Raw genomic sequence first — 12,511 nt, 5'->3', positions numbered from 1 at the left:
CTCCGCGCAATTTTGCGTCTTTTTAACCCGCCAGGCCGGACCGTGTATTGATACCTATCAACGGGCGGTGGCGCTATTGTTCGGCCTTGAAACGCGAATAACGGGTCAACTCTTCGACGCTAAGCACCTGCTGATAGCGGCGGCCACGGATCACCCAGGTCGGGTAGCCGCTGACATTGGCATCCAGGCAGGCGCGTACCACCAGACCCTTGCTGCCATTGGGCGCACATTCCACATAGGGCAGACGCTTGGCCGAACTGCCGAACAGGCGTTTTTGTTCCTGGCATGCCGGACACCAGAAGGCGCCGTAGAACCGGGCATCGATTCGCTGCAGATGCTCGGCCAGGGCCTGCAGTTGCGGGTCTTCCCGCGGTTCGAGCAGGTCGCTATAGGCCAGCTGCAGCCCACCGATACTCAGCAGCAAGGCCAGGGCACAGCTGCCCGACCAACGCTGCCATTGCGCGCGCTCCAGGCTCTGCGGCCGGCTTAGCCCCAGGCGCACACAAATACCTGCTAGCAGCGTCAGCGACAGCAGGCACCACAGGCAGAAGGCCTTGAGCTGCCACCAGCCCAGCAGCGTCAGGTACAGGCTGATACCCAGACCCAGCACGGCCACCAGGGCCAGACGCTGCCAGCGCAAAGCCTTGGCCGGCAGGCGCCAGGCCATGGCCGCCAGCAGCCCATACAGGGCAAAACCCCAGAGCGCCAGCGGCACCCCGAAGACCCGCGACCAGCGGCTTTGCTGGATCAGCTCGCAGCCGGAATCGGCTGCACAGAAGGCCGGTACACTTTGGCTGAAAGCGCTGTAACTCAGGTAGGCGGTCAGCAGCATGCCAAGCAGCGCCAGAATCAATACGAGCCATTCGGGGCTGTGCCGGCTGCCTTGAGGCGCGGCGGAATTTTTGCTGGCAGAACGGTTGCTTTTCTTGCGTGGATGCTTGCTCATGGTTTGGGCTTGTACAGTGAAGTGGCCCTGAGGCTAGCACTGCGGCTTTAGGCACGCCAAGCTGATAAGGGGCAGAGACCGATTCAACATAAGCGACATTATGCGAAGCGTGATTTACCCAGGGAGTTGAGTTTAATCTCATGGCACCATACTTCGCATAATGTATATTATGTTAAATTAAGTATGCGAGAGCGCTCTCTCAACAATAACGACTAACCTCGATCAGATTGCCATCCGGGTCACGGAAATACACCGATTCGATCGAACCCATGGCGCCGCTGCGAGCCACCGGCCCTTCTTCGATGGCCACGCCCTGTTGCTGCAGATGTGCAGACACCTGAGCCATGCTCCAGCGGGTAATCAGGCACAGGTCGATGGCGCCTGGTGTGGGCGCCTGTGCCTTGGGTTCGAACTCACGGCCGAGCTGGTGCAGATTGAATTTCTGCTGGCCGAACACCAGCGCATCGCGCCCCTGGCCAAACACCTCATGGCGCATGCCCAGCACGCGCCGATAAAAGGCCACCGTGCGCGCAATGTCGGCCACGGTCAGGACCAGATGATCCAGACGCTCGATCATCAGTCTCGATCCAGCAGATGAAAGCGCGGCAACGAGATATGCCAGCGAATGGCCGCGAGGCGGATCAGCAATACCGTCAGCATGGCAAGACCGGTGTCCAGCCAGTGCGGTGTGCCCAGCTCCCGCAGACCAATAAATGCCAGGGCACCGGCAATGCAGGCAGTGGCGTAGATTTCCTTCTGGAAAATCAAGGGGATCTCGTTGCAAATCACATCGCGCATCACGCCCCCCGCTACACCGGTCATGACGCCCATGATCACCGCGGTGCTGTAAGGCACGGCATGCTGCATGGCCACTTCGGTACCGATCACAGTGAAGACTGCCAGGCCAAAGGCATCGGCCAGCAGCAGGCCTTTTTCATGGATGGGCCGGGTCAAGCGAACCCAGATCACCGTGCCGACAGCGGCCAGGGAGGCCACAAGGATATACAGGTCATTGAGAATCCAGCTGACCGGATGGTTGTCGAGGATCAGGTCGCGCAGGGTGCCGCCGCCCAGGGCGGTGATCACCGCGATCACCAGCACACCGAACAAGTCCATGGACTTGCGTCCGGCCATCAGCGCGCCGGTAATGGCGAAGACGGCGACGCCGAACAAGTCGGCCAAATAGAACAGTTGAGCCATATACCCCTCAGGACGCCACAGGTGTGCGCATGGTGACGAACTCTTCGGCAGCGGTGGGATGCACGCCGATGGTTTCGTCGAATATTTGTTTGCTGGCGCCGGCCTTTAGCGCCACGGCCAGCCCCTGGATGATCTCCCCCGCTTCCGGGCCGACCATATGACAGCCCAGTACGCGGTCACTGTCAGCATCCACCACCAGCTTCATCAGGGTGCGCTCCTGGCATTCGGTGAGGCTCAGTTTCATCGGGCGGAAACGGCTCTCGAACACCTGGACCTCATAGCCCTCCTCCCTGGCCTGCTCTTCGCTCAGGCCCACGGTGCCGATATTCGGCAGGCTGAACACGGCGGTGGGGATCATTCGGTAATCCACCGGGCGATACTCTTGCGGCTTGAACAGACGCCTGGCCACGGCCATACCCTCGGCCAGGGCTACCGGGGTCAGTTGCACACGGCCAATCACATCGCCAATGGCCAGGATAGAGGGCTCAGAGGTCTGGAACAGCTCATCGACCTGGATATAGCCGCGCGCATCCAGGTCGACACCGGTGTTCTCCAGGCCCAGGTTATCCAGCATGGGGCGCCGGCCGGTGGCGTAGAACACGCAGTCGGTGTGCAGTACGCGGCCATCCTTGAGGGTAGCCAGCAGGCTGCCGTCGGCCTGTTTGTCTATACGGGCGATATCGGCGTTGAATTGCAGGTCCAGGCCACGTTTTTCCAGCTCCTCGCGCAGATGCCGGCGCACCGCACCATCGAAGCCACGCAGGAACAGTTCACCGCGATACAACAGCGAGGTCTGGGTACCCAGGCCATGGAAGATCGAGGCAAACTCCACGGCGATATAACCACCACCCACCACCAGCACGCGCTTGGGCAACTCGGGTAGATAGAAGGCCTGGTTGGAGTCGATGGCATGTTCGCGTCCGGGAATGTCTGGAACATGCGGCCAGCCACCGGTGGCGATCAGGATATGCCGGGCACTGTAACGCTGGCCATTGACCTCGACGCTGTGGCCATCGAGCAGGCGCGCGTGGCCATCCAGCAGGGTGACCCCGCTACTCACCAGCAGGTTGCGATAGATGCCGTTGAGCCTTTCAATCTCGCGGTTCTTGTTGGCAATCAGAGTCGCCCAGTCAAATCCGGCTTGCCCCAGCGACCAGCCAAAGCCCTTGGCGTGTTCGAAGTCTTCAGCGAAGTGGGCGCCATATACCAGCAGTTTTTTCGGTACGCAGCCCACATTGACGCAGGTGCCGCCCAGATATCGACTCTCGGCCACGGCCACTTTCGCGCCAAAGCCTGCGGCGAAGCGTGCAGCCCGCACTCCGCCGGAGCCTGCGCCTATTACAAACAGATCGAAGTCATAGCTCATAGCAGCCTCCCAAACAGCCGCCAAGCATAACGCAAAGCCCTGGCTTAATCTCAGCCAGCTATGCTTGCCGGAAAGCGGAGAGAACGACCATGCCCCCTGCCCTGACTCACCTGGCTCTGCATGTTCCTGATCTGGATGCCTGCGTAGCCTTTTATGAAAGTTTTTGCGCCATGCGTGTCATCCATCAGCGCGCCGGCAAGGGTTCGCGCATCGTCTGGATGGCAGAGCCGGACAAGGAGCATGAGTTTATCTTCGTGCTCATGCCTGGCGGTCAGGCGCGCAACCTGGCTGCGGACGACTACAGTCATTTCGGTTTTGCTCTGGACAGTCGTGCGGCGGTGGATGCCATTGCTGCCAAGGCTCAGGCGGCCGGCTGCCTGATCTGGCCCCCCAGGGATGAGCCCTATCCGGTTGGCTATTACTGTGGTTTGCGTGATCCGGCGGGTAACTACGTGGAGTTCAGCTATGGCCAGCCCTTGGGGCCGGGTTCACAGCAGATGCCAATCCCCTGAAAGCACAAAGCCACCCGTAGGTGGCTTTGCCGCTCTGGCAAGATTTAGAACGCCTTGCCGGTCTTGTACAGGTGCTCGTAGCAGAAATTGGTGGCCTCGATATAACCCTCGGCACCACCACAGTCGAAGCGCTGGCCCTTGAATTTATAGGCCATCACGCAGCCGTTCTGAGCCTGTTTCATCAGGGCGTCGGTGATCTGGATTTCACCGCCCTTGCCCGGCTCGGTCTGCTCGATCAGCTCAAAAATATCCGGAGTCAGGATATAGCGACCGATGATGGCGAGATTGGACGGTGCATCTTCGGGCTTGGGTTTCTCCACCATGCTGTGCACGCGGTAGATATCGTCGCGGATCATCTCACCGGCGATCACCCCGTATTTCTGGGTTTCCTCGGCGGGTACTTCCTGAATCGCCACGATGGAGCAGCGGAACTGGTTGTACAGCTTGATCATCTGCGCCAGTACGCCATCGCCTTCCAGGTTCAGGCACAGGTCATCGGCCAACACGACGGCAAAGGGCTCGTCACCAATCAGCGGGCGACCACAGAGAATGGCGTGGCCCAGGCCCTTCATCTCCACCTGGCGGGTGTAGGAAAAACTGCACTCGTCAATCAGGCGACGGATGCCGAGTAGATACTTTTCCTTGTCACTGCCCTGGATCTGGTGCTCCAGTTCATAGCTGATATCGAAATGATCCTCCAGCGCGCGCTTGCCACGCCCGGTCACCATGGCGATCTCGCTCAGGCCGGCCTCCAGCGCCTCTTCGACGCCATACTGAATCAGCGGCTTGTTGACGATCGGCAGCATTTCCTTGGGCATGGCCTTGGTGGCGGGCAGAAAGCGGGTACCGTAACCGGCGGCGGGGAACAGACATTTCTTGATCATATGACTCCCTAGATTAGCAATTGCTCACGCAGTCTATCAGCCCATGGAGCTCAAGCAACGGTACAAGGCCAAAGGCTTACTTACTGGGCCTCCGACATAAGAAAGCCGTTCGAAACAAGCGCCTAGGCAGGGAGATTGACTTATTAAGAAGAAACCGCACAGATAAAGATGGTGCCCCGAGCCGGAATCGAACCGGCAAGACCTTGCGGTCGGCAGATTTTAAGTCTGCTGTGTTTACCAATTTCACCATCGGGGCAGTGCGTGGTGCGGCTGGTGATCCGCGTGGGATGCTGCTAGCTGTAGCTTGAACAAGGCCGCACTATATACAGGCCAGGTGTCGCTCGCAAGGCTTGCTATTTCAAATGAAAAAAGCCTCGTAAATCTTTGATCTACGAGGCTTTTATATTGGAGGCTGAGGTCGGAATTGAACCGGCGTTCACGGATTTGCAATCGAACGAGTCACAGACACTCTACTCGACCACCAAACCAGGCCATCCAATCACCAGCCCACCCATTTGCCCACCTTTCGCCCACCTTTTCGCAGAAATGGTGGGAAATAGCTTCGTAGGCCGACATCCTACCGCATGCGGTTCTACATGCAAAACAAAAAAGCCCCAAGTAAATCAACTACTTGGGGCTTTTTGATGTATGGAGGCTGAGGTCGGAATCGAACCGGCGTTCACGGATTTGCAATCCGGTGCATAACCACTCTGCTACTCAGCCTTAAAACTAAACGAGCCGATTTAGACGGCTCGTTGAAATCTGGAGCGGGAAACGAGACTCGAACTCGCGACCCCGACCTTGGCAAGGTCGTGCTCTACCAACTGAGCTATTCCCGCTTGTCGTGTTGACGGGCGCCATTCTATAGCTTCAAGACGCCGCGTCAAGCCCTTGATTCAAAAACTTATTTTTTTTCTGCCGTGGTGCTCAGGTGCGGCCAGGCGGCCTTCAGGTACTGCAGCATGGACCACAGGGTCAGCACCGCAGAGATGATCAGGAGCACGTAACCGAGGATGACCCATGGGGTAAAGGTGGCCGGGTTGGCCAGCAGAATGATCAAGGCCACCATCTGCGCTGCGGTTTTCCACTTGCCCATATTGGAGACGGCCACTTGCGCCCTCGCCCCCAGTTCGGCCATCCACTCGCGCAAGGCCGAGATCACAATCTCACGACCAATGATGATGGCCGCTGGCAGAGTCAGCCAAAGGTTGCCGTGCTCGGCCACCAGCAGCACCAGGGCAACAGCCACCATCAACTTGTCTGCCACCGGATCGAGAAAAGCGCCAAACGGGGTGCTCTGTTCAAGCCGGCGAGCGAGGTAACCATCCAGCCAGTCGGTTGCGGCGGCGATGGCAAACACTGCGCTGGCGGCCCAGTAGCTCCAACTGAACGGGAGATAGAACAGCGCAATGAAGATCGGAATCAGCAGAACGCGAAGAACGGTAAGCAGGTTGGGGATATTCATCGACACAACTGGGCTGCGAGGTGAGCCGGCATTCTACTCGCTGTGTAGGGCGGCATAAATCAACTCGGCCAGCTTTTTACTGATTCCTGGTGCTTTGGCGATTTCTTCGCTACTGGCACGCGTCAGCTCCTGCAGTCCACCGAAGTGATTGAGCAGCTCGCGGCGGCGCTTGTGGCCAACCCCTGGCACCTCTTCCAGGCTCGATGTGCGCCGGGCCTTGCCACGGCGGGCACGGTGACCGGTGATGGCAAAGCGATGGGATTCGTCGCGAATCTGCTGAATCAGATGCAAGGCCGGTGAAGTGCCTGGCAAGGTGAACTCATGGGCCGCGTCATTGAAGTACAGCGTCTCCAGGCCGGGCTTGCGGGTGGTGCCCTTGGCAACGCCGAGCAGGATCAGCTCGGGCACAGCCAATTCTTCAAGCACCTCGCGGGCCATGGCCAGCTGGCCCTTGCCGCCGTCGACCAGCAGGATGTCCGGCAGCTTGCCTTCGCCTTCCTTTATCTTGCTGAAACGGCGGGTCAGGGCCTGGTGCATGGCTGCATAGTCATCACCAGCCGTAACGCCCTCGATGTTATAGCGCCGATAATCTGACTTGAGCGGCCCTTCCGGGCCAAATACCACGCAGGACGCCACGGTGGCCTCGCCGCTGGAATGGCTGATATCGAAGCATTCCAGGCGTTGCGGCAGCTCATTCAGTTGCAGCGCCTCGGCCAGGGCCTCGAAACGTGCGGCGACATGCTGCCGATCAGCCAGTCGCGCACCGAGTGCCTGCTCGGCATTGGTCACCGCCAGCTGCTGCCAGCGCGCCCGTGTGCCACGCACGCGGTGGCTGATGCTGAGCTGCCGACCACGCGACGCTTCAATGGCCGCAACCAGGGTGGCGAAGTCCTCATGTTGCACGTTGACAATCAGCTCGGTCGGCAGGTCGCGCTCGGCACTGCCCAGGTAATACTGGGCAAGGAAGGCCAGGAGCACCTCACTGCCCTCTTCCTCGATGGCCACCTGAGGAAAGAAGTTCTTGCTACCCAGCACTCGCCCGCCGCGCACGCTGATCAGATGTACACAGGCCCCACCCGGGTTGACCATGGCCGCTACCACGTCGACATCGCCATTACCGCCTTCCATGCTCTGCTGATCCTGCACCCGGCGCAGCAGCGCAATCTGATCACGTAGCTCGGCAGCCCGCTCGAAATCCAGCTGCATGGCGGCCTGCTGCATGGCACTGGACAGCTCATCGCTCAGGGCATTGCTGCGCCCATCGAGAAACATCACCGAGTGGCGCACGTCCTCGGCGTATTCCTCTGGCGTGACCAGGTCGACGCAGGGCCCCTTGCAGCGCTTGATCTGGTATTGCAGGCAGGGGCGCGTGCGATTCTTGAAGAAGCTGTCCTCACACTGGCGCACCTGAAAGGTCTTCTGCAGCAGGTTGAGGCTCTCGCGGATAGCGCCGGCACTGGGATAGGGGCCGAAATAGCGTCCCTTCTGCTTCTTCGCTCCACGGTGGATGCTCAGGCGCGGGTAGTCACCGTCGGAGAGAAACACATAGGGGTAGGATTTATCATCGCGCAGCAGAATGTTGTAAGGCGGCCGCCACTGTTTGATCAGCGTCTGTTCCAGCAGCAGCGCCTCGGTCTCGTTGGCGGTGATGGTGGTTTCCACCTGAGCGATGCGGGCCACCAGGGCGGCGGTCTTGGGCGCCAGGCCGGTCTTGCGAAAATAGCTGGCCAGGCGCTTTTTCAGGTTCTTGGCCTTGCCCACATACAGCAGTTTGGCTTCGCCATCGAACATCCGATAGACGCCAGGGCGGCCGCTGCAAGTGGCCAGAAAGGCGCCCGCGTCGAACGCGACAGGTGTATCAGCTGGTGGCATCGATCATGCCGTGACGCACCGCCAGCAAAGCCAACTCCACGTCACTGGTGATCGAAAGCTTCTCGAAGATGCGATAGCGATAGGTATTGACGGTTTTCGGCGACAGGCACAGCTTGTCCGAGATGGTCTGCACCTTCTGGCAACCGGCGATCATCAGGGCGATCTGGATCTCCCGCTCGCTGAGCAGATCAAAGGGGGAGTTGCTGGTTTGCGGCTGGAAGGATTTCAGCGCCAGCTGCTGCGCAATCTGCGGGCTGATATAGCGCTGGCCGTTGAACACTATTCGAATGGCCTGAACCATCTCCTCAAGCGCTGCACCCTTGGTCAGGTAGCCAGCGGCACCGGCCTGCAGCAGGCGGGTAGGAAACGGATCTTCTTCACAGACGGTGACGGCCACCACCTTGAGGTCGGGATGGCTGCGGGTCAGCTTGCGGGTGGCTTCAAGGCCGCCGATGCCAGGCATCTTGATGTCCATCAGGACTACGTCTGGCTTGAGTTCACGCACCTTGAGCAGGGACTGTTCGCCGGACTCTGCCTGACCCACCACCTGCAGGCCATCGATATCGGCCAGCATGCGAGTGATCCCGGTACGCACCAGGTCATGGTCATCGACAACTAGCACCCTGATCACGCGACACTCCATTTTTGCGTCAGCCGTCGTTACGCGGCCTGGTGGATTAACAGGACAGTAATATGACCAGCTTGGCGCACAACCGTCAAAAGGCAAGCGTCAGATAAAGCATGACGTTAAAGACGATCGAGAGGAAATTGGCGGAAGCGGTGAGATTCGAACTCACGGAAGAGTTTCCCCTTCGACGGTTTTCAAGACCGTTGCATTCAACCGCTCTGCCACGCTTCCGGCGTAGGTGCGGGCGGCAATCTTACCCGATCGCAACACACTGTCAAACTCTGCGTGTTGGCATGCCGAACGGCTCTGTTATGATCCAGGACGACCCAGGTCACGGACCTTTAGCCTCTCAGGAGTGTCGCCATGAACGATCACAATTATGCCCTTGACCATGCCCAGGTCGAGCAGCAGGAAGTCAGCCGCGTCTTGCGCAACACATACGGCCTGCTCGCCATTACCCTGGCTTTCAGCGGTCTGATGGCTTTTTTCAGCCAACAGGCCAACCTGCCCTACCCCAATTTTTTTGTGCTGCTGATCGGCTTCTACGGCTTGTTCTTCCTCACCTACAAGCTGCGTAACTCACCTTGGGGGCTGCTCTCCACGCTCGCCCTGACCGGTTTTATGGGCCTGACGCTGGGGCCGATCCTCAACCGTTACCTGGGAATGAGCAACGGCGCCGAGGTGATTGGCTCGGCCTTCAGCATGACCGCTCTGGTGTTCTTTGGTCTGTCGGCCTATGTGTTGACCACGCGCAAGGATATGAGCTTTCTCAGCGGCTTTATCACCGCCGGTTTCTTTGTCCTGCTGGGTGCCATGCTGGCCAGCTTCTTCTTCCAGATCAGTGGCCTGCAGCTGGCTATCAGCGCCGGTTTCGTGCTGTTCTCCTCGGCCTGCATCCTGTTCCAGACCAGCGCCATCATCCACGGCGGTGAGCGCAACTACATCATGGCTACCATCAGCCTGTATGTGTCCATCTACAACCTTTTTGTCAGCCTGCTGCAGATCTTCGGCATCATGGGTGGTGACGACTGATCGTGTGATCGACGAAAAGCCCGCTTGATGCGGGCTTTTTTATGGGCTGCCATCCATGGCACTCCCCCTTCGGATCGGCGCTAGGCGACGTTAAAAACGGCTCCGGGTAGTTTTTTAGGCCTGCAGTACGCCATGTATCCCACTTAGGCTTTATCATTCCGGCAAATCGCCGGACCTGTTTGCTTATGAAATTTGCCATCGCCCTGTTCGCTCCGCCCCATGCCCCTTCTTCGCGCCGTGCCCTGCGTTTTGCCCAGGCGGCATTGGCCGGTGGCCATGAAATCGTGCGCCTGTTTTTTTACCAGGACGGTGTGCACAGCGCGGCCAGTAATCCGGTCTGCCCCCAGGATGAGCTGGATCTGAGTGGCGAGTGGCGCGAGTTTGTCCGTGATCAAGGGCTGGATGCGGTGGTCTGTATCGCCGCCGCCCTGCGTCGCGGCGTACTGGACGCCCAGGAGGCCGAGCGCTACCAACGCTCGGCGGTGAATCTGCAGGCACCCTGGGAGCTGTCGGGCCTGGGCCAATTGCATGAGGCGACGCAACTGGCCGATCGCCTGATCTGCTTCGGAGGGCCTTGAAATGCCTCAGTCGCTGCTGATTATCAGCCGCCAGGCGCCCTGGGCTGGTCCTTCGGCCCGCGAAGCGCTGGATATCGCCCTGGCCGGCGGCGCCTTCGATCTGCCCCTGGCCATGCTGTTTCTTGATGATGGCGTTTTCCAGCTACTCCCTGAGCAGCAACCCACTGCTGTGCAGCAGAAGGATCTGACAGCCAATCTGCAGGCCCTGCCGATGTTTGGCGTCGAAGCCCTTTACGTGGCTGAACGTAGCCTGCAGGAACGTGGCTTGCAGACACACCCCATGAACCTGCCGGTACAGATGCTGGACGACAGCGCCCTGACCGCCCTGATCGACCGCTATGACCAGGTGATCACCCTCTGATGGCTACCTTGCATGTTCTGTCCCATTCGCCCTTTACTGACAGCCGTCTGAGCAGCTGCCTGCGTCTGCTCGGGCCGGATGATGGCCTGCTGCTGTGCGGCGACGCCACCTATGCTCTACAGCCCGGCAGCGCCCAGTGCCTGGCCCTAGAGCTGATGCCGGCAACTATCAGCCTGTTCGCGCTGGACGAAGATCTTGCCGCCCGTGCCCTCAAGACACCCACGCGGGTGCAGGTGGTGGACTACCCAGGGTTTGTCGAGCTGAGCTGCCGTTTTGCCAAGGTCAATAGCTGGTTATGAATCATCTGACAGTGCACGATCAGACTGTGGCGCTGGACAAGGACGGCTATCTGCTGAACCTGGCCGACTGGTCCGAGACGGTGGCTGAGTCGCTGGCGCAGCGTGAAGGTATTGAGCTCAGTGCCGAGCACTGGGAAATTCTCCAGCTCGCGCGTGGTTTTTATGACGAGTTCCAGCTGTCGCCGGCCAATCGCCCGCTGATCAAGTATGTGGCCAGCCAGCTCGGTCCGGACAAGGGCAACAGCCTGCACCTCAATCGCCTGTTCAATGGCGCTCCCGCCAAACTTGCCGCCAAGCTGGCGGGCCTGCCCAAGCCGACCAATTGCCTATGAATCTTGTCACCCCGCCAGAACACCCCTTCGCCCAGTTTGTGCGCATCCTCGGTAAAGGCAAGCGCGGCGCGCGCAACCTGAGCCGTGAAGAAGCCCGCGAAGCCATGGGGATGCTGCTTGACGACAAAGTCGAAGACACTCAGCTCGGCGCCTTTCTGATGCTGTTGCGGCACAAGGAGGAAAGCGCCGAGGAAATGGCCGGCTTTGCCGAAGCGGTGCGCGCACGCTTGCAGGTGCCGCCTCTGCAGATCGACCTGGACTGGCCCAGCTACGCTGGCAAGAAGCGCCATCTGCCCTGGTTTCTGCTGGCGGCCAAGGCCCTGGCCAATAGCGGGGTCAGGATTCTCCTTCATGGCGGCGGCGCCCATACCGCCGGACGCATGTACAGCGAACAGCTGCTTGAACTGCTGCAGATCCCGCTATGCCGCAACTGGCTTGACGTGGAGCAGGCCCTCAGCACCCAGCACCTGGCCTTTATTCCCCTGGGCGACTGGATGCCGCAACTGCAGAAGATGATCGACCTGCGCAACATCCTCGGTCTGCGCTCGCCGATTCATTCGCTGACGCGCATCCTCAACCCGCTTAACGCCCGCTGCGGCCTGCAGAGCATCTTTCACCCCGGCTATCAGGCCGTACACCGCGAGGCCAGCCAGCTACTCGGTGATAGCGCCATCGTGATCAAGGGCGAAGGCGGCGAGATCGAGATCAACCCGGATGCCATCAGTCACCTCTATGGCACGGCCAATGGCCAGAACTGGGACGAGGACTGGCCGGCACTGGCGGCCCAGCGCCATGTCAAACCGCAGTCGCTCAACCCTGCCCATCTAGTGGCCTTCTGGCGCGGAGAAGCCGACGATGATTACGGCCGCCTGGCTGTACTGAGCACCATGGCGCTGGCTCTGCGAGCTTTGGGATTGCCCCGTGAAGAGGCCATGAAGCAGGCGCAGCAGCGTTGGGATGCGCGAAATATATCGATCTAACAAATATTTTCAGGCAGTTATTTCTACTTTTTAATCGATTCAATCCAAATAAACTG

15 protein-coding genes and 4 tRNA genes are annotated in these 12,511 nt (G+C 59.6%); 7 read left to right on the top strand and 12 right to left on the bottom strand.

Annotation, left to right across the window (positions count from 1 at the left end):
* Positions 1-73: 73 nt before the first annotated feature.
* The 4 genes from GJV18_RS11285 to gorA form a co-directional block, all read right to left on the bottom strand.
* Positions 74-946, bottom strand: coding sequence for a vitamin K epoxide reductase family protein (locus GJV18_RS11285; RefSeq protein ID WP_218571989.1), 873 nt, complete (start codon positions 944-946; stop codon positions 74-76).
* A gap of 199 nt (positions 947-1,145) precedes the next feature.
* Complete coding sequence (locus GJV18_RS11280) at positions 1,146-1,523, bottom strand: VOC family protein (protein WP_160345455.1); 378 nt, start codon at positions 1,521-1,523, stop codon at positions 1,146-1,148.
* A complete protein-coding gene (locus tag GJV18_RS11275) occupies positions 1,523-2,146 on the bottom strand; it encodes a trimeric intracellular cation channel family protein (RefSeq protein ID WP_160345453.1) in 624 nt (207 codons plus the stop codon). Before GJV18_RS11275 ends, GJV18_RS11280 begins: the two co-directional genes overlap by 1 nt.
* Positions 2,147-2,153: 7 nt before the next feature.
* Positions 2,154-3,512: a glutathione-disulfide reductase gene (gene gorA, locus GJV18_RS11270; RefSeq protein ID WP_160345452.1), complete on the bottom strand. Its 1,359-nt coding sequence runs from the start codon at positions 3,510-3,512 to the stop codon at positions 2,154-2,156.
* An 89-nt stretch (positions 3,513-3,601) separates the two neighbouring features.
* Here gorA and GJV18_RS11265 point away from each other — a divergent pair, with 89 nt between their 5' ends.
* On the top strand, positions 3,602-4,024 hold the full coding sequence (locus tag GJV18_RS11265; RefSeq protein WP_160345450.1) for a VOC family protein: 423 nt from the start codon (positions 3,602-3,604) through the stop codon (positions 4,022-4,024).
* A gap of 44 nt (positions 4,025-4,068) precedes the next feature.
* Here the strand turns inward: GJV18_RS11265 and galU are convergent, their stop codons facing one another.
* The 8 genes from galU to GJV18_RS11225 all read right to left on the bottom strand — a co-directional run bounded on the left by galU (position 4,069) and on the right by GJV18_RS11225 (position 9,104).
* The gene (gene galU / locus GJV18_RS11260; protein ID WP_160345448.1) at positions 4,069-4,908 is read right to left on the bottom strand and encodes a UTP--glucose-1-phosphate uridylyltransferase GalU; all 840 of its coding nucleotides are present in this window, start codon (positions 4,906-4,908) and stop codon (positions 4,069-4,071) included.
* A gap of 169 nt (positions 4,909-5,077) precedes the next feature.
* Positions 5,078-5,164: transfer RNA gene (locus tag GJV18_RS11255), tRNA-Leu, on the bottom strand.
* A 393-nt stretch (positions 5,165-5,557) separates the two neighbouring features.
* Positions 5,558-5,631, bottom strand: a tRNA-Cys gene (locus GJV18_RS11250).
* A gap of 40 nt (positions 5,632-5,671) precedes the next feature.
* Positions 5,672-5,747 (bottom strand) — tRNA-Gly (locus GJV18_RS11245).
* A gap of 65 nt (positions 5,748-5,812) precedes the next feature.
* Positions 5,813-6,373, bottom strand: coding sequence for a CDP-diacylglycerol--glycerol-3-phosphate 3-phosphatidyltransferase (pgsA, locus tag GJV18_RS11240; RefSeq protein ID WP_160345446.1), 561 nt, complete (start codon positions 6,371-6,373; stop codon positions 5,813-5,815).
* Between the two features lie 33 nt (positions 6,374-6,406).
* Positions 6,407-8,245: an excinuclease ABC subunit UvrC gene (gene uvrC, locus GJV18_RS11235; protein WP_160345444.1), complete on the bottom strand. Its 1,839-nt coding sequence runs from the start codon at positions 8,243-8,245 to the stop codon at positions 6,407-6,409.
* Entirely contained in the window at positions 8,232-8,876 is a 645-nt protein-coding gene (gacA, locus tag GJV18_RS11230; protein WP_160345442.1) for a response regulator transcription factor GacA, read from the bottom strand. Before gacA ends, uvrC begins: the two co-directional genes overlap by 14 nt.
* Before the next feature lie 138 nt (positions 8,877-9,014).
* Positions 9,015-9,104 (bottom strand) — tRNA-Ser (locus tag GJV18_RS11225).
* A 132-nt stretch (positions 9,105-9,236) separates the two neighbouring features.
* Here GJV18_RS11225 and GJV18_RS11220 point away from each other — a divergent pair.
* The 6 genes from GJV18_RS11220 to GJV18_RS11195 all read left to right on the top strand — a co-directional run bounded on the left by GJV18_RS11220 (position 9,237) and on the right by GJV18_RS11195 (position 12,455).
* On the top strand, positions 9,237-9,905 hold the full coding sequence (locus GJV18_RS11220) for a Bax inhibitor-1/YccA family protein (RefSeq protein ID WP_160345440.1): 669 nt from the start codon (positions 9,237-9,239) through the stop codon (positions 9,903-9,905).
* A 185-nt stretch (positions 9,906-10,090) separates the two neighbouring features.
* Entirely contained in the window at positions 10,091-10,483 is a 393-nt protein-coding gene (gene tusD, locus GJV18_RS11215; RefSeq protein ID WP_160345438.1) for a sulfurtransferase complex subunit TusD, read from the top strand.
* A 1-nt stretch (position 10,484) separates the two neighbouring features.
* Positions 10,485-10,844, top strand: coding sequence for a sulfurtransferase complex subunit TusC (tusC, locus tag GJV18_RS11210; protein ID WP_160345436.1), 360 nt, complete (start codon positions 10,485-10,487; stop codon positions 10,842-10,844).
* Positions 10,844-11,143, top strand: coding sequence for a sulfurtransferase complex subunit TusB (gene tusB, locus GJV18_RS11205; protein ID WP_160345434.1), 300 nt, complete (start codon positions 10,844-10,846; stop codon positions 11,141-11,143). The genes tusC and tusB overlap by 1 nt, the downstream gene beginning before the upstream one ends.
* On the top strand, positions 11,140-11,475 hold the full coding sequence (locus GJV18_RS11200; RefSeq protein ID WP_160345432.1) for a TusE/DsrC/DsvC family sulfur relay protein: 336 nt from the start codon (positions 11,140-11,142) through the stop codon (positions 11,473-11,475). Before tusB ends, GJV18_RS11200 begins: the two co-directional genes overlap by 4 nt.
* Complete coding sequence (locus GJV18_RS11195; protein WP_160345430.1) at positions 11,472-12,455, top strand: glycosyl transferase family protein; 984 nt, start codon at positions 11,472-11,474, stop codon at positions 12,453-12,455. Before GJV18_RS11200 ends, GJV18_RS11195 begins: the two co-directional genes overlap by 4 nt.
* Positions 12,456-12,511: the final 56 nt, after the last annotated feature.

This window comes from Pseudomonas xionganensis (assembly GCF_009763245.1).
GTDB classification, from domain to species: Bacteria; Pseudomonadota; Gammaproteobacteria; order Pseudomonadales; family Pseudomonadaceae; genus Aquipseudomonas; species Aquipseudomonas xionganensis.
Note: the sequence above shows the minus strand (reverse complement) of the source record. Positions and strands in the feature narration are given on the sequence as shown.